This is a genomic window from Sphingopyxis sp. BSN-002 (genome assembly GCF_022024275.1).
Taxonomy (GTDB): domain Bacteria; phylum Pseudomonadota; class Alphaproteobacteria; order Sphingomonadales; family Sphingomonadaceae; genus Sphingopyxis.
On the sequence record NZ_CP091804.1, the window covers coordinates 575191 to 596741 of the forward strand.

21 protein-coding genes are annotated in these 21551 nt (G+C 64.8%); 14 read left to right on the forward strand and 7 right to left on the reverse strand.

Annotated elements, in window-relative coordinates:
• Positions 1 to 111: 111 nt before the first annotated feature.
• Positions 112 to 753 (reverse strand): hypothetical protein, encoded by a 642-nt coding sequence (locus L7H23_RS02980; protein ID WP_237837881.1) that lies wholly within the window; start codon positions 751 to 753, stop codon positions 112 to 114.
• Between the two features lie 201 nt (positions 754 to 954).
• Here L7H23_RS02980 and ispH point away from each other — a divergent pair, with 201 nt between their 5' ends.
• From ispH to rnhA, 3 genes are read left to right on the forward strand one after another with little or no spacing between them, the layout of a single operon-like run.
• Positions 955 to 1929 (forward strand): 4-hydroxy-3-methylbut-2-enyl diphosphate reductase, encoded by a 975-nt coding sequence (gene ispH / locus L7H23_RS02985; protein ID WP_237839315.1) that lies wholly within the window; start codon positions 955 to 957, stop codon positions 1927 to 1929.
• Positions 1929 to 2888, forward strand: a complete 960-nt coding sequence (gene thrB, locus L7H23_RS02990; RefSeq protein ID WP_237837882.1) for a homoserine kinase — start codon at positions 1929 to 1931, stop codon at positions 2886 to 2888. The genes ispH and thrB overlap by 1 nt, the downstream gene beginning before the upstream one ends.
• Positions 2885 to 3337, forward strand: coding sequence for a ribonuclease HI (gene rnhA / locus L7H23_RS02995; protein WP_237837883.1), 453 nt, complete (start codon positions 2885 to 2887; stop codon positions 3335 to 3337). The genes thrB and rnhA overlap by 4 nt, the downstream gene beginning before the upstream one ends.
• A 16-nt stretch (positions 3338 to 3353) precedes the next feature.
• Here the strand turns inward: rnhA and L7H23_RS03000 are convergent, their stop codons facing one another.
• Both L7H23_RS03000 and L7H23_RS03005 read right to left on the reverse strand, forming a co-directional pair.
• Positions 3354 to 3530 carry a DUF1508 domain-containing protein gene (locus L7H23_RS03000; protein WP_237837884.1) on the reverse strand — a complete coding sequence of 59 codons (177 nt, stop codon included), beginning with the start codon at positions 3528 to 3530 and terminating at the stop codon, positions 3354 to 3356.
• Between the two features lie 92 nt (positions 3531 to 3622).
• Positions 3623 to 4753 carry an FAD-binding oxidoreductase gene (locus tag L7H23_RS03005; RefSeq protein ID WP_237837885.1) on the reverse strand — a complete coding sequence of 377 codons (1131 nt, stop codon included), beginning with the start codon at positions 4751 to 4753 and terminating at the stop codon, positions 3623 to 3625.
• A gap of 95 nt (positions 4754 to 4848) precedes the next feature.
• Here L7H23_RS03005 and L7H23_RS03010 point away from each other — a divergent pair, with 95 nt between their 5' ends.
• The 7 genes from L7H23_RS03010 (at position 4849) to L7H23_RS03040 (ending at position 11969) form a co-directional block, all read left to right on the forward strand.
• The gene (locus tag L7H23_RS03010) at positions 4849 to 5331 is read left to right on the forward strand and encodes a prepilin peptidase (RefSeq protein ID WP_237837886.1); all 483 of its coding nucleotides are present in this window, start codon (positions 4849 to 4851) and stop codon (positions 5329 to 5331) included.
• A 54-nt stretch (positions 5332 to 5385) separates the two neighbouring features.
• Positions 5386 to 6423 carry a Flp pilus assembly protein CpaB gene (cpaB, locus tag L7H23_RS03015; RefSeq protein WP_237837887.1) on the forward strand — a complete coding sequence of 346 codons (1038 nt, stop codon included), beginning with the start codon at positions 5386 to 5388 and terminating at the stop codon, positions 6421 to 6423.
• 1 nt (position 6424) lies between these two features.
• Entirely contained in the window at positions 6425 to 7930 is a 1506-nt protein-coding gene (locus tag L7H23_RS03020; protein WP_237837888.1) for a type II and III secretion system protein family protein, read from the forward strand.
• 25 nt (positions 7931 to 7955) lie between these two features.
• Positions 7956 to 8603, forward strand: a complete 648-nt coding sequence (locus L7H23_RS03025; protein ID WP_237837889.1) for a CpaD family pilus assembly protein — start codon at positions 7956 to 7958, stop codon at positions 8601 to 8603.
• The gene (locus L7H23_RS03030) at positions 8600 to 9877 is read left to right on the forward strand and encodes a cellulose synthase operon protein YhjQ/BcsQ (protein ID WP_237837890.1); all 1278 of its coding nucleotides are present in this window, start codon (positions 8600 to 8602) and stop codon (positions 9875 to 9877) included. The genes L7H23_RS03025 and L7H23_RS03030 overlap by 4 nt, the downstream gene beginning before the upstream one ends.
• 66 nt (positions 9878 to 9943) lie before the next feature.
• On the forward strand, positions 9944 to 10909 hold the full coding sequence (locus L7H23_RS03035; RefSeq protein ID WP_237837891.1) for a type II secretion system F family protein: 966 nt from the start codon (positions 9944 to 9946) through the stop codon (positions 10907 to 10909).
• A 13-nt stretch (positions 10910 to 10922) separates the two neighbouring features.
• Positions 10923 to 11969: a type II secretion system F family protein gene (locus tag L7H23_RS03040; RefSeq protein WP_237837892.1), complete on the forward strand. Its 1047-nt coding sequence runs from the start codon at positions 10923 to 10925 to the stop codon at positions 11967 to 11969.
• A 60-nt stretch (positions 11970 to 12029) separates the two neighbouring features.
• Here the strand turns inward: L7H23_RS03040 and L7H23_RS03045 are convergent, their stop codons facing one another.
• Both L7H23_RS03045 and L7H23_RS03050 read right to left on the reverse strand, forming a co-directional pair.
• Positions 12030 to 13031 carry a fumarylacetoacetate hydrolase family protein gene (locus tag L7H23_RS03045; RefSeq protein ID WP_237837893.1) on the reverse strand — a complete coding sequence of 334 codons (1002 nt, stop codon included), beginning with the start codon at positions 13029 to 13031 and terminating at the stop codon, positions 12030 to 12032.
• Positions 13032 to 13087: 56 nt separating this feature from the next.
• Positions 13088 to 13501, reverse strand: coding sequence for a hypothetical protein (locus tag L7H23_RS03050; protein WP_237837894.1), 414 nt, complete (start codon positions 13499 to 13501; stop codon positions 13088 to 13090).
• A gap of 149 nt (positions 13502 to 13650) precedes the next feature.
• On the opposite strand from L7H23_RS03050, the gene L7H23_RS03055 reads away from it, so the two are divergent.
• Positions 13651 to 14877, forward strand: coding sequence for an ATP-binding protein (locus L7H23_RS03055; protein WP_237837895.1), 1227 nt, complete (start codon positions 13651 to 13653; stop codon positions 14875 to 14877).
• Here L7H23_RS03055 and L7H23_RS03060 read toward each other — a convergent pair.
• Together L7H23_RS03060 and L7H23_RS03065 are read right to left on the reverse strand one after the other, a co-directional pair.
• A complete protein-coding gene (locus L7H23_RS03060; RefSeq protein WP_237837896.1) occupies positions 14874 to 15962 on the reverse strand; it encodes a choice-of-anchor A family protein in 1089 nt (362 codons plus the stop codon). The two genes, L7H23_RS03055 and L7H23_RS03060, sit on opposite strands and share 4 nt — an antisense overlap.
• Before the next feature lie 147 nt (positions 15963 to 16109).
• Entirely contained in the window at positions 16110 to 17426 is a 1317-nt protein-coding gene (locus tag L7H23_RS03065; protein ID WP_237837897.1) for an aspartate aminotransferase family protein, read from the reverse strand.
• Between the two features lie 163 nt (positions 17427 to 17589).
• On the opposite strand from L7H23_RS03065, the gene L7H23_RS03070 reads away from it, so the two are divergent.
• Genes L7H23_RS03070 through L7H23_RS03080 form a run of 3 tightly spaced genes read left to right on the forward strand, consistent with a single transcriptional unit; the run spans position 17590 to position 21545 of the window.
• The gene (locus L7H23_RS03070; protein ID WP_237837898.1) at positions 17590 to 18936 is read left to right on the forward strand and encodes a glutamine synthetase family protein; all 1347 of its coding nucleotides are present in this window, start codon (positions 17590 to 17592) and stop codon (positions 18934 to 18936) included.
• A complete protein-coding gene (locus L7H23_RS03075) occupies positions 18937 to 20205 on the forward strand; it encodes an FAD-binding oxidoreductase (RefSeq protein WP_237837899.1) in 1269 nt (422 codons plus the stop codon).
• Complete coding sequence (locus L7H23_RS03080; RefSeq protein ID WP_237837900.1) at positions 20202 to 21545, forward strand: aspartate aminotransferase family protein; 1344 nt, start codon at positions 20202 to 20204, stop codon at positions 21543 to 21545. The genes L7H23_RS03075 and L7H23_RS03080 overlap by 4 nt, the downstream gene beginning before the upstream one ends.
• The last annotated feature ends 6 nt before the right edge of the window (positions 21546 to 21551 follow it).

Sequence of the window (21551 nt, forward strand, 5' to 3'; positions counted from 1 at the left end):
TGGCGGGCGCCCTACCCCAGCTAGGGTAACGCGAAAAGCCCTGCGCCGCCCATATTGGCGCCGCAGGGCAAAAAGAAAAGCGAACGGCGCGAAAGCGCGCCGCCGCACGGTCTATCGTCGAACGTTATATTCGAGCTGTTCCTGCGACAGCTGGAAGCCGACGAGCAGCTCGAAGCTGGCGCGCTGCACCGCGGCCCGCACCTCGGGAATGCTCAGCGGATCAATCGCGGCGTCTTCCTCGCCCGCCTTCCGCTTACGCGTGATGCGTTCCTGGATGTCGGCGGGCAGCGTCGCCGCAGCGCGATCGACATAGGCCGAAGCCTGGCCATGCCCGGTGCCCCGGACCTGCCCTTCGGGGAAGCTGATCGTGACCTGACCGACGCGCTTTGCGACAACCGCGCTTCCGCCCTGAACCACCGTCGAGAAATAGGGCAAGGTCAGTGTGCGCGCCGGGCCAGCGTCGCGGCGCGTTGCAACGACGTCGAAATTGGCGAGCTGGTAAACCTTTTCGCCGGTATCGTTGCACGCCGGCACGACGTTCGTGATCGTCGCAACCACGTCGATCGCGCTCGCGTCGCGGCTGGTTGCCGGATCGAAAAGGGTGATATCGCCCGTATGCATCGGCACGGCGACGGCCGGACAGAGGTTGCGCGTCGCGGTGATGCCCACACCCGACGAAATGTCGATGTCGTTATCCTTCGCACAGCCGGCGACTGTCGCCAGCGCTGCGGCTCCGCCCAGCACGGCGATCATTTTGCGGGACGAAGGCGAAAAAGACATCATAGGGACCGGACTTTCCAAAAACCTGCCACGGAAACGTCGAAACGAAGGTTCCGAAGCTCCATGCGCGCCGCTTCTTATCGGTGCGATGAACAAGGCGCAACAGGACGAAGCCGCTTTACCCGCAGCTCCCTGCTGCGCTAGAGCGCCCACATCATGAACGCTCCCCATCCGATGACCCGCGCGTCAGGCAGCGAAACGGCAGAACAAAGCTCGGAACTGAAGGTTTTGGTGGCCGCGCCGCGCGGCTTTTGCGCCGGGGTCGACCGGGCGATCCGCATCGTCGAGCTTGCGCTCGACCGTTACGGCGCGCCGGTCTATGTCCGCCACGAAATCGTCCACAACCGTTACGTGGTTGAATCGCTGAAGGCCAAGGGCGCGATTTTCGTCGAATCGCTCGATCAGGTTCCCGACGGCGTGCCCGTCGTCTTCAGCGCCCATGGCGTGCCGAAAGCGGTTCCCGCCAAGGCCGAGGCCCGCGGGCTCGACTATATCGACGCAACCTGCCCGCTGGTGTCGAAGGTGCATCGCCAGGCCGAACGCGCGAATGAGGCCGGCCGCCACATCATCTTCGTCGGCCATGCGGGCCACCCCGAAGTGATCGGAACGCTGGGCCAGCTTCCCGAAGGCGCGATGACCCTTGTCGAATCGGTCGACGACGTTGCTGCGCTCGCCCCGCCCGATCCCGAAATGCTTTCCTTCCTGACGCAGACGACATTGTCGGTCGACGATACCCGCGACATCATCGCCGCGCTGCAGCACCGCTTTCCTTCGATCAGCGGACCGCGCGGCGAAGACATCTGCTACGCGACGTCGAACCGGCAGGATGCAGTGAAGGCCATCGCCGGTCGCTGCGACCGGATGATCGTCATCGGCGCCCCGAACAGCTCGAACAGCCTGCGCCTCGTCGAGGTCGCCGAGCGGCTCGGCACGCCGGCGCATCTTGTCCAGCGCGGCACGGACGTAGACCCCGACTGGCTGCGCGACATCGGCACGCTGGGCATTACCGCCGGCGCCAGCGCCCCGGAAACGCTGGTGCGCGAGGTCATCGACGCGGTCGCGGCGCATCGCGCGATCGTCGAAGACGTCGTTGTCACGGCCGAAGAGAATATGGTGTTCAAGCTGCCGCGCGGGCTCGAAGCCGCCTGATGGCAGTCTATACGCACGTCGACCCGGACGATCTTGCCGCGCTCGTTGCCCGTTACGACATCGGGACGGTGACCTCCTGCAAGGGGATCGCCGAAGGCGTCGAAAACAGCAATTTCCTGCTCGAGACGACTGGCGGCCGGTTCATCCTGACGCTCTATGAAAAGCGCGTGAGCGAGGACGACCTGCCCTTCTTCGTCGACCTGCTCGATCATCTCGCCAGCCGCGAATGCCCGGTTCCAGCGATGATCGAAGACCGAAGCGGCTGCGCCATCCAGACGATTTCAGGCCGCGCGGCGTGCATCATCCAGTTCCTGCCGGGCATCTCGCTCACCCATCCGACGCCGGGCCAATGCGAAGCAACCGGGGCCGCACTCGGCGCGATGCATCGGGCGGTCGCCGACTTCGGCGGATCGCGCGAGAACAGCATGGGACGTCGGCATTGGAACGGCGTCGCGGAAGCCGCAGGCAATCTGGACGTCGTGATTCCGGGATTGCAGGCGACCGTCGATGCCGAGCTGGCCTTCCTCGACGCACACTGGCCCGCCGGCCTTCCCGCGCATGTCATCCATGCCGACCTGTTTCCCGACAATGTCCTGATGCTCGGCGAAACGGTGACGGGGCTGATCGACTTCTATTTCGCGGCGACCGACTACCGGGCCTATGACGTTGCGGTGACCCATGCTTCGTGGACATTTTCGGACGACGGGAAGCAGTGCGACACTGAACGCGCAAGGGCATTGATGCGTGGCTATGCGGGCGCGATCGCGCTTGACGACGCCGAAATCGCGGCGCTGCCGTTGCTCGCGCGCGGCGCCTCGCTGCGCTTCCTGCTGACGCGCGCGCACGACTGGGTTCACACGCCCGCCGATGCGCTGGTAACCCGCAAGGACCCCGCGCCTTTCCTGAATCGCCTGCGCCGCTATCAGGCAGACGACGCCGCAAGCCTGTTCGCAGCATGACCGAAGGCAGAACCGTGATCGTCGCCACTGACGGCGCGTGCAAGGGCAATCCGGGTCCCGGCGGCTGGGGCGCGGTCCTGCGCTGGGGCGATGTCGTGAAGACGCTATCGGGTGGCGAACCCGACACCACGAACAACCGGATGGAACTGATGGCGGCGATCGAGGCGCTCGCGGCGCTCAAGCGATCGTGCAACGTCGAGCTGTCGACCGACAGCGTCTATGTTCGCGACGGCATCACCAAATGGGTATTCGGCTGGCAGAAGAACGGCTGGAAGACGGCGGCGAAAAAGCCCGTTGCCAACGCCGACCTCTGGCAACGCCTCGTTGCCGAGGCGAAACGGCACAAGATCGAATGGCTGTGGGTCAAGGGCCACGCAGGACACGGCGACAATGAAATCGCCGACAAGCTCGCGAGCGATGCAGCGCTCGAAGTGGCGCGGGCGCGCTAGACGCCCGCGCACGATATCATTCGGCTTCGCGGGTTTCCGCGCCCGGACCGTTCTTCTTGATCGACTCGATGGCGTTCACCGCGGAGGCTTTGCTCGAATAGCCTTCGGTCCAGAAGATCGTCTCGCTATTATACTTGAAATAGGCGACAAATTCGCCGCCCTTGTTCTTCTTGATCTCGAAATAATGGGCCATGCCATCCTCCACAGGTCGTATCGCGCCGGGGGTGACGCGACCAAACCTATGTTAATACAGCTATTTGGCGGCGCAAGCGGCTAGATACCGGTTCAGGCGAAGCGCGACGGCGCAAAAGGTGCGGGATCGACCGTTCCGATCGCGCCTGCGGGGGGCGGCGCGCCAAGCTCTGCGGCAAGCAGCGCGCCGATCGCGGGGGAGGTCTGGATGCCGAAACCGCCCTGTCCGGCGCACCAGAAAAAGCCCGGCACATGCGGATCCGCCCCGAAAACCGGGATGCGGTCGGGCGCGAAACTGCGAAGCCCTGCCCATTTGCGTTCGACTGCCGCGATCGGCCAGTCGACGACCTGCTGCAACCGGTCGATCGCAATGGCGACGTCGAGTTCCTCGGGCGCGGCGTCGCACGGCTCCGACGGCGTCTCGTCGTGCGGGCTCAGCCAGATGCGTCCCTCGCTCTCCCCCTTGAAATAGAAGCTGCCGCCGACGTGGATCACCAAAGGCAGCGAGGCGGGCACCGGGAAGTCGAGCCGCAGCTGGACCACCGTACGACGATAAGGCTGAATCCCGAATGGCGACGCGCCGCAGAGTAACGCAACCGTATCTGCCCAGGCACCGGCCGCATTGACGATCACAGCGGCGTGGACCGTGTCGTTTCCGACCTGAACTTCCCATCCCTGCCCCGTCCGGCGCGCCGCCGTCAGCCCCGCGCGCGTCGCGAGACCCGCACCGGCGCGCCTCGCCGCACGCAGATAGGCGGCATGCAGCGCCCCCACATCGATGTCGCTGCACGCGCCCTCATAGGCCGCTTCGCTCCATTCGGGGCGGATGCCGGGAACGATGCTTTCGACCTCGGCGCCCGAAACGCGCCGGATGTCGAGGCCCTTCGCCGCAAACTCAGCGGTAAAGGCGTCGACGACTGCGGCTTCGTCGCGCCGACCGATATTGAAGGCCGCGCGCGGCGACAGAAAGCTGTGCCCGGAGAAGTCCGCGGGCGGATTCAGCAGCAATCCGAAGGATGCGGTCGACAGCGGCTGCACCAGCGGCCCGCCATAGGTTTCGTGCCAGAACGCCGCCGAGCGCCCCGTTGCGTGATAACCGGGCATATCCTCTGCCTCGATCATCATGACCGAGCGATAGGGTGCGAGCGAAGCCGCGAGGCTGGCACCGGCGATGCCGGCGCCAACGATCAGCACATCGGTCGAGGATGGCAGCGTGGCGGTCATAGAGGCGCGCATATCGGCTGGTCCGCGGAATGCAAGCCGCGACGCCCCGCATCATGGTTACTTTTTGGTAAGTCATGATGGCTAGGAGAAGAGCGATGGAAAACGCTCCGATCACGTTCGGCCTGATGGCATTGCTCGCCATCCTCATGATCGTCGCGGCGATCAGCGATCTGCGTTCCCGATCGATCTCGAACGGCCTCAACGCGACCATCGCGCTTCTCGCCATTCCCTTCTGGATCGCTGGCGGAATGGCCGTCTGGCCCGACATGGCGGTACAGTTCGGCGCCGCTTTCGCCGTCTTTCTGGTCTTTGCCGGCCTGTTCGCGATCGGTGCGATGGGCGGCGGCGACGTAAAGATGATCGGCGGCGTGATGCTGTGGATTCCGCTAAATCTGTTCCTCGAAACGCTCACGGTGATGGCAATCGGCGGCGGTATTCTGTCGGCTGCGATGCTGATCCATTCGAAAATTCGCCCTTCGGACAAGGTGATAGAAGTCCCCTATGGGGTCGCCATCGCCGCCTCCGGCCTTTGGGCGCTTCACCAACAATATCTTAACCACTTTCAGTCTATCGCTTGAAGCTGAGGGCAAGCACCGCCGCGTCCGGTTGGTGTTAGGAGGCGAAAAATCGTCATGGATACGCGAAAGATTATGCTGATCGTCGGCGCGCTGGTGATTGCCATCGGCGCGGCGTTCGGGGTCAACCAGATGATGCGCGGCGCAACGGCGCCCCAGGCGCGTGCCGCGGCCGCGCCGGACATCAACGGCCCCATGATCCTCGTCGCCACCCGGCAGCTGCCGGCGGGCACGATCATCGGACCGGACAGCTTCCGCTTCCAGCCCTGGCCGAAGGAATTGGTCGAGAAGGCCTATTTCATGAAGGAAAAGACCGACGTCCAGACGCTGGTCGGCACGGTCGTGCGCTATCCGATCACCGCGGGCCAGCCGCTGACGCAGGGCGCACTCGTCCATCCCGACGATCGCGGCTTCCTCGCCGCGGCGCTCGGCCCGGGCATGCGCGCCGTCACCGTCAAGGTTTCGCTTGAACAGGGCGTGGCCGGCTTCGTCTTCCCGGGTGACCGCGTCGACGTCGTTCTCGCCCAGACGATCGAGATCGATCAGGAAAAGAGCAGCTATCCCGACAAGCAGCTGTTCACGGCTGAAACCATCGTGCGCAACGTCCGCGTCCTTGCGACCGACCAGCGCTACGATGCCGAGGACGAGACCGGCAAGACCCCGGTCCGCACCTTCGGTTCGGTGACGCTGGAAGCGACGCCCGAAATCGCCGAACGCATCGCGGTCGCGCAGGACATGGGCAAGCTGTCGCTGGCACTTCGCCCGCTCGCCGAAAGCAGCGGCGACCTCGAAGCCGCAATCGCATCGGGCGACGTCAATGTGCCCAGCAAGGGCGGCACCGCCGCCGAGAAGAAGATGCTCGCCGATGCCGCAGGCCGGCCGAGCTCGGGTCGCGGGTCGGCCACGACGGGCGGCGACGTGTCGCGCTTCTGGATCCCGGTCAGCGGCCGCGTCCAGAACAGCCGTCCGGCTCCGCAGCAGGCCTATGGCGGCAGTGCGCCCGCCGGGTCGGGTGCTCCTGCAGCACCCCGGGGTCCGGTGGTCCGTGTGACGCGCGGCGATACGATGACCGAAGTTCCGGTTGGGGGTAAGTAAGATGAACAGCAAGTCCAACTTCATGGCCGCGACCCTCGCGCGCACCCTGGCCATCGGCCTGGTCGCCGCGACCCTGGTCTCCGCCCCGGCCCAGCAGGCTTCGGCCCAGGCCACGCAGAACGCCAACAGCAGCATCGACCTGTCGGTGGGCCGTGGCCGCCTGATCAGCCTCTCGGCGCCGATGACCGACGTGTTCGTCGCCAGCGACGAAGTCGCCGACGTCCAGGTCCGTTCGAGCCGCCAGCTCTATATCTTCGGCAAGAAGCCCGGCGAAACGAGCATCTATGCGACCGATGCCAGCGGCCGGGTGGTCTATTCGACCGTCGCCCGCGTCGGCAACAACATCGAGACGATCGACCAGATGCTGTCGCTGGCCATGCCGGATGCCAAGATCTCGTCGAACACCATGAACGGCTTCGTCCTGCTGACCGGCACCGTCCAGTCGCCCGACGACGCCGCCGAAGCCGAGCGCCTCGTTCAGGCCTTCGTCGGCGACGGCACCAAGGTTCTTTCGCGCCTTCGCACCGCGACGCCGCTGCAGGTCAACCTGCAGGTCCGCATCGCCGAAGTGAACCGGACGCTGGTCAAGGAAATCAGCGGAAACCTGCTGACGCGCGACCAAGACGGACCCTTGGGTAACGGCTTTCTGGGCGGCGTGTTCGGTGGCCGTTCGGCAGGGTCGATCCAGTTCGAAGGCGAAGGTACGCCTCCCCTCGGGCCGGGCGGCGTTCGCTATAACATCACCACGCCCAGCGGGACGCGCAGTCTCGCCGGCGCCGGCCGTCTGTTCGGACTCGACCTGATCGCGTCGCTCGATATGGGCGAACGCTCGGGCATGGTCGTCACCCTCGCGCAGCCCAATCTGACCGCGATTTCGGGCGAAACCGCCGACTTCCTTGCGGGTGGCGAATTCCCGATCCCGATCCCCGGCAACTTCGCCGGTACGACGATCGAATATCGCAAATATGGTGTCAGCCTGGCCTATACGCCGACGGTTCTCTCGAACGGCCGTATCAGCCTTCGCGTTCGCCCCGAAGTGTCGGAGCTGTCGACCGAAGGTGCGATCGAACTCGACGGCTTCCAGATCCCGGCCCTGACGGTGCGTCGCGCCGAAACCACGGTCGAACTGGGGTCGGGCGAAAGCTTCATGATCGCGGGCCTGATGAACAACCGCTCGATCGGCGCCATCGACAAGATGCCCGGCCTCGGCGACGTTCCGCTTCTGGGCATGCTGTTCAAGTCGGACAGCTTCCGTCGCGGCGAAACCGAGCTGGTGATCGTCGTCACGCCTTATCTGGTGAACCCGGTATCGGCAAACGACATCAAGCTGCCGACCGACGCCTATCAGGACACGAACGACCTGAAGCGCCTGCTGCTCAACCAGCAGACGAGCGGTGTCACGGGCGGCGACCGTCCGAAGCCGCAACTCGAATCGTCGGTCGTCGACGCCGATCGTCCGCGCGGCGGCAGCAGCGATGCCGCCCCGGGCTTCAGCCTCAAGAAGTGACGCGCAGGCCATCAGGAGCATAGTGATGAAGAAGATCGCAACCTTTACCGCTCTGGCATTGTCGGCGTCGCTGGCGGGATGCACGGGCACCGGAAGCAGCAATCAGGGCCTCGATTCGGTCCATCAGCCGCTCGTCCGGAACACCATCTACCAGTTCGACGTTGCCGCCGGCAGCGGCGAGCTGGCACCCAGCGAACAGGGCCGTCTCCAGGGCTGGCTCGACGCAATGGGTGTTCGCTATGGCGACCGCATCGCGATCGAGGATCCCTCGGTCTACGGCGCGAGCGAAGCGCATGCGACGATCCGTACGATGATCGAACGCCGCGGCCTGATGCTGACCGACGAAGTGCCGGTGACCACCGGCCCGATCGCACCGGGCAGCCTTCGTGTCGTCGTGACGCGCGCGACCGCCCATGTTCCGGGATGCCCCGACTGGTCGAGCAAGTCGGCGATCAACCTGAACAATTCGACCTCGTCCAACTATGGCTGCGCGACGAACAGCAATCTCGCGGCGATGGTTGCCGACCCGAACGACCTGATCAAGGGCGCGACGGCGAAGGAAAATGACCCAACGTCGGCGACGCGCGCGATCAAGGTCTATCGCGAGAAGCCGCCGACGGGTGCCGGCGAGCTCAAGAGCCAACCGACCAGCAACAGCGGAGGCGGCCAGTGAACGCTCCTTTCAAAGCAGCCGGGCTGCGTGACCCCTTCAATGCGTTCGTCTGCGACGACGATACGCTTGAGCTGATCCGTGCGGCGACCGCCGACATGGGCTGGCCGGTCGAGAAGTGCAACAAGGGCGGCCTGCGCAATGCGGTCCAGTCGCTTTCGGTATCGGCAAGCCCGAACATCCTGTTCGTCGACATGTCGGAATCAGGTGACCCGATCAACGACATCAACGCGCTGGCCGAAGTCTGCGAACCCGGGACGGTCGTTATCGCGGCCGGACAGGTCAACGACGTTCGCCTGTATCGCGACCTGCTTTCGAGCGGGATTCAGGATTATCTCCTGAAACCGCTGTCGCTCGACCAGGTCCGTGAATCGCTCACGATGGCGCAGGCGATGCTGTCGGCGCCCAAGCATTCCGACATGCACGACGACAAGCCGCACCACATGATGGCGGTCGTGGGCGTACGCGGCGGCGTCGGTGCCTCGATGGTGTCGACCTCGCTTGCCTGGGCGATCAGCGAACAGGGCGAACGCCAGACCGCGCTGCTCGATCTCGATGTGCATTTCGGCACGGGTGCGCTGACGCTCGACCTCGAGCCCGGCCGCGGCCTGATCGACGCGATCGACAATCCGAGCCGTATCGACGGCCTGTTCATCGAGCGCGCCATGGTGCGCGCTTCGGACAAGCTCAGCCTGCTGTCGGCCGAGGCGCCGATCCACCAGCCGGTGATGACCGACGGTTCGGCCTTCTTCCAGCTGGAGGAAGAACTGCGCAACGCGTTCGAGATGACGATCGTCGACATCCCGCGTCAGGTCCTGATCCCCTTCCCGCACCTCGTGTCGGAAGTCGGGACGATCCTGCTCGTCAGCGACGTGACGCTCGCCTCGGCGCGTGACACGATCCGCCTGCTGTCCTGGTTCAAACAGAATGTCCCGGGCGCCCGCGTGATTCTCGTCGCCAACAAGTTCCAGACCGCGATCGGCGAACTGTCGCGCAAGGAATTCGAATCGTCGATCGAACGCCAGATCGATATCACCATTCCCTTTGACCCCAAGCTGATCAGCCAGGCCGCAAAGCTGGGCAAATCCTATGCGGAAATCTGCAAGGGCACGAAGGCGGCGGCCGTCTGGACCAGCCTCATGCGGCTGGTGCTCGATGGCGCCGACGAGCGCGCAGAGGAAAGCCACGCGCCGTCGGCGAAGGGCAAATCGGGCGGCTCGCTGCTCGGCAAGCTCGGCGGCCTCGGCTCGCTGGTGTCCAAAAAGGGCGCGAAATAAGGCTCGCGGCGGCCGGCTCCGCCGGTCGCTGTCGCGCGTGGGAACTGAAGCGGACAAAGGGCGATCATGAACTTGCCATTGATCCTTACCATCACGGCGGTCTTTGTGGCCCTCGGCATGCTCGTGCTCGCCTTCGCCGGCCCCTCGGTCGGCAAGGCGAAGACCCGGCGACTGGCGACCGTCCGCGATCGCCATGCCAACTCCACCGAAGCCGTGGTCGCAGCGCAGATGCGCCGCACCATCGCCGCCACGAGCGCGGGAAGCAGCCTTTCGAGTCTCATCCCGCGCCGGGATCTGATGGAAAAGCGCCTGCGCCGGACGGGCAAGAACTGGAATCTCAGTCAGTACGCCTTTGTGTCGATGGGCCTGTTCGTCGTCGTGACGGGCACGCTGCTTGTCCTGCGCACGCCGTTCCCGCTTGCATTGCTCGTCGGCCTTCTCGGCGGCATCTGGCTTCCTTTCGCAGTTGTCGGCCGCCTGATCACGCGCCGCGTGAATGCGTTCACGGCACGTTTTCCCGACGCGATCGACCTGCTCGTTCGCGGCCTGAAATCGGGTCTCCCCGTCACCGAAACCTTTCAGGTCGTCAGCCACGAACTGCCCGGCCCGGTGGGTGAGGAATTCCGTGGCGTCGTCGAACGCATCCGCATCGGTAATACGATGGAAGCCGCGCTTCAGGAATCGGCCGAAATGCTGGGGACGCCCGAATTCCAGTTCTTCTGCATCACGATCCAGATTCAGCGCGAAACCGGCGGCAACCTCGCCGAAACGCTGGCCAATCTGTCGGACGTTCTGCGCAAGCGCGCCCAGATGAAGCTCAAGATCAAGGCGATGTCGTCGGAAGCCAAGGCGTCGGCCTATATCGTCGGCGCGCTGCCCTTCTTTGTGTTCGGCATCGTCTGGATGATGAATCCGCAGTATCTCGCGGGCTTCTTTACCGAACAGCGGCTGATCGTCACCGGACTCGGTGGACTCGGCTGGATGAGCATCGGCGTCTTCATCATGAAAAAAATGATCAGCTTCGAGATCTGAGGGGCGCGAGCAGATGAACAGCAATTTCCTCCTCACTGCCGCCTTCTCGGGAGCCCAGAGCGGCCCGACGCTGCTCGGCGTCGATGTCGTGTGGGCCGCGACGATGATGGCCGCGGTCGGGGTTGGTGCGGTCCTTTTCGCCATCTATGGCGCGCTCACTGTCCGCAATCCGATGACAAAGCGCGTCAAGGCGCTCAACGACCGCCGCGAACAGCTCAAGGCGGGCATTACCGCATCGACCACGAAGCGCCGCGCCAAGCTGGTCCGCAAGAATCAGCATGCCGACAAGATGCGCACATTCCTCGGCAAGCTGCAGGTTCTGCAGGAAAGCCAGATCAAGGATGTGCAGCAGAAGCTGGCGCAGGCGGGCATCCGCTCGAAGGATCTGGCCGTCGCGGTCATTTTCGGGCGCCTCGTCCTGCCGATCGTGTTCGGCGGCGTCGCGGCATTCCTGATCTATTGGGTCGATATGTGGCCCGACATGACGACCACGAAGCGCTCGCTTGCGACGATGGCCGCGCTGATCCTCGGCTACAAGGCGCCCGACCTGTTCGTCGACAACAAGCGGCAAAAGCGCACCGACAAGATTCGCAAGGGTCTTCCCGACGCGCTCGACCTGCTCGTGATCTGCGCCGAGGCCGGCCTGACCGTGGACACCGCCTTTTCGCGCGTGTCGAAGGAACTGGGCCGCGCCTATCCCGAACTGGGTGAGGAATTCGCGCTGACGTCGATCGAACTCGGCTTCCTGACCGAACGCCGCCAAGCGTTCGAGAATCTGGCCTATCGCGTCAATCTGGAATCGGTGAAGGGCGTGGTCACGACCATGATCCAGACCGAAAAATACGGTACGCCGCTTGCCAGCGCGCTACGCGTCCTTTCGGCCGAATTCCGCAACGAGCGCATGATGCGCGCCGAAGAAAAGGCTGCACGCCTGCCCGCCATCATGACGGTGCCGCTGATCCTTTTCATTCTGCCGTGCCTGTTCATCGTCATTCTCGGCCCGGCGGCCTGTTCGCTCAGCGACGCGATGTCGGGGGGCAGCTTCGGCGGCAAGGGCTGACGCCGCAACCACAGCAATACAACCGGAAGAGGGCGGAAGCGATTCCGCCCTCTTTCGCTATCATCCGACCGTCTGTTCGATCGCGCCGAAAATGCTGTGGTGCCGTTCGTCATCCATCCAGATGCGAACCGTATCGCCCTTCTGCATGAAGGGCGTTTTCGGTTCGCCCTGCCGGATCGTCTCGATCGTGCGCACCTCGGCAAGGCAGCTATAGCCCAGGCCGCCATCGGCGACCGGTTTGCCGGGACCACCGTCGGCGTCGCGATTCGAAACGGTGCCCGACCCGATGATCGTCCCTGCCGCCAGATTGCGGGTTTTCGCGGCGTGCGCCACCAGCTGACCGAAATCGAACGTCATATCGACACCCGCGTCGGCGCGCCCCAAGGCTTGCCCGTTGAGATCGACACAGAGCGTGCCGTGCAACTTGCCGTCCTTCCACCGTTCGCCAAGCGATTCGGGGGTCACGAACACCGGCGACATCGCGCTCGACGGCTTGGACTGAAAGAATCCGAAGCCCTTGGCCAGCTCGGCCGGGATCAGGCCCCGCAGCGACACGTCGTTGGTCAGGCCGACGAGCAGGATATGATCGCGCGCCGCAACCGGGTCGATACCCGCAGGCACATCGCCGGTCACCACTACGACCTCGGCCTCCATGTCGCAGCCCCAGGCCGGATCGCCGAGCGGGATCGGGTCGCGCGGTGCAAGAAAGGCATCGCTGCCGCCCTGGTATATCAACGGATCGTGCCAGAAGCTTTCGGGCATTTCGGCCCCGCGCGCCTGACGGACCAGCGCGACGTGATTCACATAGGCGCTGCCGTCGGCCCACTGATAGGCCCGCGGCAGCGGCGATGCCGCGTCGCGCTCGTGAAACCGCTCCTTCGGAATCGCGTCATGATTGAGGTCTTCCGCCAGCGCGGCGAGGCGCGGCGCGGCATAGGCCCAGTTGTCGAGCGCAGCCTGAAGCGTCGGGACGATCTGGCTGGCGTCGGCGTACCAGGCAAGGTCGTCCGACACGACAACCAGCCGCCCGTCACGGCCGGCTTTGAGCGAGGCTAGTTTCACATGCGATCCTTTGTCTGCGATGGCCCCTGTGGGTCATCGGCAAAGGCAAGCGATGATCAGCGGGGCATCTGGATGGATGCGAAACAGGTAAAGCCGCTCTGCCCGGCCTGCAAGCGCCGGATATACTGGAGATAGGCCTGCGACTGGTTGTAGGTCGTTCCGGGGAGCGTCTGGCCGCGAAAGGCGCGCTTCACTTCCTCGCCGGTGAACGGCCGCGCCGAGCCCGGAAACGCTCCCTTCGTGCCCGGTGCGACAAGCTTGCCATTCGCGTCGATATATTTGCCCATATCGGTCGGACCCGGAACGGGAATCTGGCAGTTCATTAACGACACGGCAGTCTGGGCAAAGGCCGGGCGGATCGTCAGGGCTGCCGAAACGCCGACCGCGCCGAGCGCCAGCATCTTGCGGCGCGAAGGAACGGCTTCGCCAGCTTCGGACATGTTTTCGGTCGGGATATCGCGATCTTCCATCGCGAAGCGCATAACCCAATGAAGAGCGGAGGAAAAGCAAAAGACCGCTCCTCGCGCCCCGCTTCCCGCTTTGGCACATTCATCCGAAGGGAGTTAATTACCGTGAACATCCTTGCGCCGGACCGGGCTTCATGCGAGGCGCGCATTCGATGTTCGACCGTCTCTCGAGCCTTGTCGCGGCCCTGACATTGGTCGCCATCGCGGCGATCTTCGCTGCGCTGGCCGGCGGCGATGCCCTGACCATCGCGATACTGGCCATTGCAGGCTGCGCGGGAGCGGCGATCGTCTATGGCGCGCTGCCGTCTCCGCCACCCGAACCGAGAGACGAGCCTGCGGTCGAGGCGCCGCCCGTTTCGCTTCTTCGCCACCCCGACTTCGCGCTGTGGGTCGATCAGGAAGAAGAGCCGCTGATCGGCATCTCGGGCAATGTCGTGACCATCGTCAACGACGCCGCCGTCCGCCTCCTCGGCCGGCACATCGTCGGCGCCGACATCCGCACGGCGATCCGGCACCCCGCGGCGACCGAATGGCTGGCGCGGATCGGCGGGGACGGCCCACTCGAAACGCTCAATCTCGTCGATTTTCCGCGCCCCGGACAGCGATGGACGATGCGCATAGCGACATTGTCGGGCAGCGACCGCATCATCTTTCTCTCCGACCGCTCCGCGATCGACGCTGCCGACCGGATGCGGTCCGACTTCGTGGCCAACGCCAGCCATGAACTGCGCACGCCTCTCGCCGCTATTCTCGGTTACGTCGAGACGCTGCAGGATATGAACGGCGAGGCAGACGCCCCCATGCGGCATCGCTTTCTGTCGATCATCGAACGTGAGGCGGGACGGATGCAACAGCTCGTCATCGACCTTCTCTCGATATCGCGCGTCGAAGCCGATCGCTTCCGGCGCCCGACGGCGTCCGTCGATCTGGCAGCCATTGTGCGTACGACGATCGCCCAGCTTCAGGATAGCGAAAAGGCGCGGCCAAAGGATATCGTCGCGATACCGGGAGACGGCAGCCAACCGGTTCTCGGCGACGCCGCCCAGCTAGGCCAGCTTGCGCACAATATCATATCCAACGCGATGAAATACGGCCGCGACGGTACGCCCGTCACGGTCGAACTGCTGCGCGAGGGGCAGCGCGTCCGGCTGTCCGTCCGCGACGAAGGCGAAGGCATCGCGCCCGACCACATCCCCCGCCTGACCGAACGCTTCTATCGCGTCGACGAGGCGCGCAGCCGCTCGGTCGGGGGCACCGGCCTCGGCCTCGCGATCGTCAAGCATATCAGCGAGCGTCATCAGGGCCAGCTCGATATCGAAAGCGAGCTCGGCAAAGGCACCAAGGTCTCGGTGACCTTCCCGCTGGCGGGCGAAGCCTAGTCTCCGCGCTTCGCGCGGCGCCGCCGGAAATAGAGCAGCGCCGCGACGCTCACCCCGAACAGGCCAAGCATCTCGGGCTCGGGCACCGCGACGGGGTCTCCGCTCGATCCGCCACCCGAAGACCCGCCCCCCGACGACGACCCGCCGGACGGAGGGGTATAGGTACCCGCGTAAGTGCCGACGTGCATCTCGCCATTCTGCTTCAGATTGCCGAAGACGGCCGACCCCTGGATATAGTTGCGCGTCTCGGCATCGGCGAGCGGCGCGAGAGCCGAACCGCCCCACGCGGTCGTCACATTGAGTTGCTCGGCATCCGGAAAATTCCAGATCACATGCTCGCCAAGGTTGTTCGTGCCGCCGAGGAAATTGTCGTTCAGATTGACGACACGGCCGCTGACATTGACGATCGCGGTGTCGGCGCCGTTCAGGTTGAACTGGATTTCGCCGATCTTGTCGAGATCGGCCGCGGTGATGTTGAAAACCGCCATGCCCTGTGCGTTCGGCTGGGCATTGAAGGTACCGCGATTGCCCTGGATCGTCAGCTGGCTGTTCGAGGTCAGCGTTCCCATGCTGAACGACAGGCTGCCCATGCTGTCCTTGAGATCGCTCTTCTGCTGCTGAAGCCGGACCGTGAAAGCCGGGTCGCTCGTGCCGAGGTTCGACACGACGGTATTCTGATTGACGTTCGTATTGCTGATCGTGCCGCCGACCTTCACCGTCTGCGGGGAACCGTTGAGGTTGAACCCGCTGTTGACGTTGCCACCGACGACGGCGCCCGATCCGTTGTTCAAATTCTTGTGTCCGCCGTTCACGTCGCCGACGACCGTCAGACCCGGCTGGCCGTTCGGCGAAGGCGAACCGCCGCGGATATTATAGTTGGACGAATTGCCGGTCAGGTTTCCGCCGACGAACGTCCGTCCCTCGACCTCCGACGACGATTCGAGATTGCCGAGAACGACGAGATTCCATTCCTTGAGCGCGTCGATCCCCGTGATCGTCGAAGCGGACTGGGCAAGCACGGGCGAAACCGCGAGCGTCGCCGCGACAAAGGCCGCCGGGGCGAAGGAACGAAGGGCAAGGGACACTGTAATAACCTGTTTTAAAGGGAGATTCGCCGAACCCGGCGCAGCCGCCCCTTAACCCATCGCGCGCGGATTGACCATATCGTGCTTGTCCCGTTACGGAACAGCGGCGCCGATCCGTCCACAGGCCGTGGCAAATCTGCGGCGATGTCAGCCGATCGTGTCCAGCAGGTCAGCGATCTTGCCGAACATCTCGTCGATCTGTTCCTTCGCGACGATCAGCGGCGGCGAAAGCGCGATGATATCGCCCGTCGCGCGCACCAGCAGCCCGTTGTCGAAACAGGCATGGAACAGCTCCATCGCGCGCGCGGTCGGCGCTCCGGGCCGTGGTTCGAGTTCGATACCGGCGACAAGGCCGATGGTCCGGATGTCGATGACATGGGGGCGGCCTTTCAGGCTGTGCGCGGCATCTTCCCAATAGGCGGCGAGTTCGGTCGCGCGGTCGAGCAGTCCGTCGCGCGCATAGAGATCGAGCGTCGCGAGACCCGCCGCACTCGCCAGCGGATGGCCCGAATAGGTATAGCCATGGAACAGCTCGATCCCGCCGGGCACGCTGTCGATCACCGCGTCGTGCAACTCGCGCCTCACCGCGACCGCCCCCATCGGCACCGCGGCGTTGGTCAGGCCCTTGGCCATCGTGATGATGTCGGGCGTGACGCCCCAGGTTTCCGATGCGGTCGCGCCGCCGACGCGGCCGAAAGCGGTGATCACCTCGTCGAAAATCAGGATGATGCCGTGCCGGTCGCAAATTTCACGCAGCCGCTGGAGGTAGCCGACGGGCGGAATCAGGACGCCCGTCGAGCCCGCCATTGGCTCCACGATCACAGCCGCGATCGTGTCGGCGCCGTGCAGGTCGACGAGCCGCTGAAGGTCGTCGGCCAGTTCGGCACCATGCTGCGGAAAACCCCTCGTGAAGGCGTTGCGTTCGATGTCGTGGGTGTGGCGGATGTGATCGACCCCCGGCAGCCCGCCGCCGAACGCGCGGCGATTGTTGACGAGCCCGCCGATGCTGATCCCGCCGAATCCTGTCCCATGATAACCGCGCTCGCGCCCGATCAGCCGGGTCCGCGTCCCCTGCCCCTTTGCCCGCTGGATGTTGAGCGCGATCTTCAGCGCGGTGTCGACCGACTCCGATCCGCTGTTGGCGAAGAAGATGCGATCAAGCCCTTCGGGCATCAGTTCGGCAAGGCGCTGCGCCAGCTCGAAGGGCAATGGATGCCCGAGCTGAAAGGTCGGCGCAAAGTCGAGCGTAGCAGCGGCTTTCGCAATCGCTTCGGTAATCTCGGGCCGACAGTGACCGGCATTGCTGCACCACAGGCCCGCGGTGCCATCGAGGATTTCGCGCCCGTCGCTCGACCGGTAATACATACCGCTCGCCGAGACGAGCTGGCGCGGGTTCGCCTTGTACGCGCGGTTCGCGGTGAACGGCATCCAGAATGCCGCCAGCTGGTCGTTGTCACCCCTCATCGCCGTCCGTCTCCCTTGGCTTCGCGAGCGCGCAATCTGGCGGGCGCCAAGGCGGCTGGCAACTCCGAAAATGGCCGATAACGGCCCCTCTGGCGCTTCGTCCAAGCTTGCGATAGGCTGGCCTTCCACAAACGGGCCGGCTCCTCGGCCCAATCGGGGGCTCATGTCAGTCAATCTGGAACAATGGATCAGCGACCATAAAATCGACGAAGTCGAATGTATCGTCCCCGACATCAACGGGGTTCAGCGCGGCAAGGTTCTGCCCGCCAAGAAGTTCCTCTCCTCGGTCAAGGACAAGTCGCTCCGCATCCCGGGCAGCGTCTTCATCTGCACGATCGACGGCCACTATCCCGAAGACATCGACGATATCTGGGACAAGGATCCCGACAAGATACTGATCGCCGACCCGAGCACGATCTGCGTCGCGCCCGGCTTCACCTCGCCGACCGCCTTCGTCATAGCCGACGCCTTCAACGGCGACGGGACCGAGGTCGATATCGCGCCGCGCACGATCCTGAAGAAGGTGCTCGGCCTCTATGCGGACAAGGGCTGGAAACCGATCATCGCGCCCGAGGTCGAATTCTACCTCGTCTCGCAGAATGCCGACCCCGACTTCCCGCTGACGCCGCCCGTAGGCCAGTCGGGGCGGAGCGAGAGCGCCAGCCAGCCTTACGGGCTGGAAGCGATGAACGAATATGAGGATATCATCGACCATATCTATGACGATTGCGAGCTGATGGGGCTCGATATCGACACGATGATCCATGAAATGGGCGCCGCGCAGCTCGAGGTCAATTTCGAGCATGGCGATCCGCTGCGCCTCGCCGACGAAGTTTTCCTGTTCAAGCGCGTCGTGCGCAACGTCGCGAAGCAGCACGACGTCTATGCGACCTTCATGGCGAACCCGATGGCGGGCCAGCCGGGCAGCGCGATGCACATCCACCAGTCGGTCGTCGACATCTCCACCGGCAAGAATCTCTTTTCGACCGCGAACGGCCGCGACAGTGCGGCGTTCCGTTCGTACGTCGCCGGGCTCATCCGCTTCATGCCGCAGATCTCGCCGATGTGGGCGCCGAACGTGAACAGCTTCCGCCGGATGCGCCCCGACAGCGCCGCGCCGATCAACGTCCAGTGGGGCATCGACAACCGGAGCTGCGGCTTCCGCGTGCCGGTGTCGGACAAGGCCAATCGCCGCGTCGAAAACCGTCTGCCCGGCGCCGACAGCAATCCTTATCTGGCGATCGCCGCCTCGCTCGTCTGCGGTTACATCGGGATGATCGACCGCATGGTTCCGCCGCAGCCCATCACCGGCAGCGCCTATAACCGCGCGCGCACCCTGCCCCGCACGCTCGAGGCGGCGCTCGACCGCTTCAGCTCGTGCAAGAAGGTCCGCAATCTGCTCGGCGACGATTTCTTCGAAATCTTCTTCGCGGTGAAGGATTATGAGCTGTTCAACTATCAGTCGGTGGTGTCGAGCTGGGAGCGCGAACATCTGCTGATGCGGGTCTGAATGACCGATCCGCTGAACCATAGCTATTACGCTGCCACCGCGCATGCGTGGCGGCCGCAACCCTTCAACGGCGACAATTGCAGCTGCGACGTTGCGGTGATCGGCGGCGGCTTCACGGGCCTGAGCGCCGCCCTCGCCTGTGCCGAGCGCGGCTTTTCCGTGATCCTGATCGAGCGGGAGCATATCGGCTTCGGCGCATCGGGCCGCAACGGCGGCCAGCTGATCCCCGGGCTGCGCTGGAGCGCATCGGAGCTGGAGAAAGAGTTCGGCCGTGACCGCGCCGATGCGCTGTTCGACCTTTGCTGGCGCGACCAGCGCGTGAAAGCGCGGATCGACAAGCACGGCATTGATTGCGACCTGAAGGCCGGCCATCTCGAAGCGGCGTGGACACCGAAGGATTTCGACGCGATGCGGCGCGAAGCCGACTATCTCGCGGACCGTTTCGGCTACCCAACCGACGTCGTCGCCAAACCCGATATGGGCGCGCATATCGCTAGCCCGCTTTACCACGGCGGCGTCCATGACCCGCAGGGCGGGCATTTCCATCCGCTGAACTATTCGATAGGTCTCGCCCGCGCCGCCGAAGCCGCCGGCGTCCGCATCTGGGAGGGCGAACGCGTTCACCGGATCACCGATAATCCTGAAGGGCCGGGCATGATGACCGATCGCGCGCATGTCGGCGCGCGCTTCGTGATCGACGCGACCGACAGCTGGATCGGCGAGGTCGAGCCCGACCTCGGCCGCTACACTGTGCCAATCATGAACTACAACATCGCGACCGCGCCTCTCGCAAACGCCGATGATCTGCTGCCGAGCGACGCCGCGGTCGCCGACAGCCGCTTCGTGCTCAACTATTTCCGCCTTTCCGCCGACAAGCGCCTCATCTTCGGCGGCGGCGAGCGTTACTCACAGACACCGCCGCGCGACATCGACGCTTTCGTTCGCCCCTTCATGGCCGAGGTGTTCCCGCAAATCGCTGACGCAAAGATCGACTATGGCTGGGGCGGCGCCGTCGCGGTGACGCTCAACCGGCTCCCGCATGTCGGAAGGCGCGGGAATGTCTTTTACGCGCATGGCTTCTCGGGCCACGGCGCACTCATCACGACGGTGGCCGGCGAACTGGTCGCCGAGGCGCTTGCCGGGACCGCCGAGCGCTTCGACGTCCTGGCAAATCTGCCTTCCAAGCCCTTCCCCGGCGGCAAATGGCTGCGCGGACCGCTCGCCACCCTGGGCCTCCTCTACTATGCAATGAAGGACAAGCTCGGGTGATCGCCGACGCCGCCATCGCTCGCGTCGCGGCGCGCGAAGCCGATCGCTTCCGCGCCGCCAACCCGCGCGCCTTCGCGCATCGGGCGGCGGCGACCGGCTGGTTCCAGTCGGTCCCCTTTCACTGGATGAGGGACTGGCCGAGCCCCGTACCGATCGTCGCGGCGTCGGCAAAGGGCGCCATGCTAACCAGCATAGACGGCCAGACCTACGATGACTTCTGCCTCGGCGACACCGCCAGCCTGTTCGGACACTCACCCCCCGCCCTTGCCACCGCGCTTGCAAGGCAAGCCGGCGAAGGGCTCAGCTATATGCTGCCCACCGAACGCGGCGCAGCACTATCCGCGAGGCTCGCCGCGATGTTCGGCCTCCCGCAATGGCAGGTCACCACCACCGCGAGCGAAGCCAACCGCGCCGTCATCCGCTGGTGCCGCGGGATAAGCGAGCGACGCAAGGTCCTGACCTTCAACGGCGCCTATCACGGCGCGGTCGACGACGCCTTCGTCGACCTGAAAGCCGGCACGCCGACGATGCGCGCAAGCCTGATCGGCCAGGTCCACGACCTGCGCGACACGACCGCCGTGATCGAATTCAACGACGAGGCAGCGCTCGCGACCGCTCTGCGCGCCGGTGACGTCGCCTGCGTCCTCGCCGAGCCGGTGATGACCAACGTCGGCATGGTCCGCGATGCCCCCGGCTTCCTGCAAACGCTCCGAGCGCTCTGCGACGAGACCGGCACGTTGCTCGTGCTCGACGAAACCCACACCATCTCCTCGGGCTATGGCGGCCATGGCGTCACCCACGGTCCGCGGCCCGATCTGATGGTGGTCGGCAAGTCGATCGGCGGCGGCGTCCCCTGCGCGGTTTATGGCTTCAGCACCGAAGTCGCCGCACGCATGGCCGCGCTCAACGCATCGCGCCCCGCCGGTCACAGCGGCATCGGCACCACCCTCTCGGCCAACGCCCTCGCGATCACCGCGATGGATACGATGCTCGGCGAGGTCATCACGCCCGCCGCCTACGATCATATGCTCCGCGGCGCTGCGCGACTCGTCACTGGACTTGAGACGGAGATCGCCAATGCCGGTCTCGACTGGCACGTCACCCAGGTCGGCGCGCGCGTCGAGTTCCTGACCTGCCCCGCCCCGCCCCGCAACGGCGGCGAGGCGAAGGCGGCGATGCACCCCGAACTCGAAGCTGCGATCCACCTCTTCCTCGCCAATCGCGGGATTTTGCTGGCGCCGTTCCACAATATGATGTTGGTGAGTCCCGTTACCGGAGACGATCAAATCGACCGGCTCGTCGGCGGCTTCGCCGACTGCATAAAGGCGTTGAAGGAGTAGAGGGGC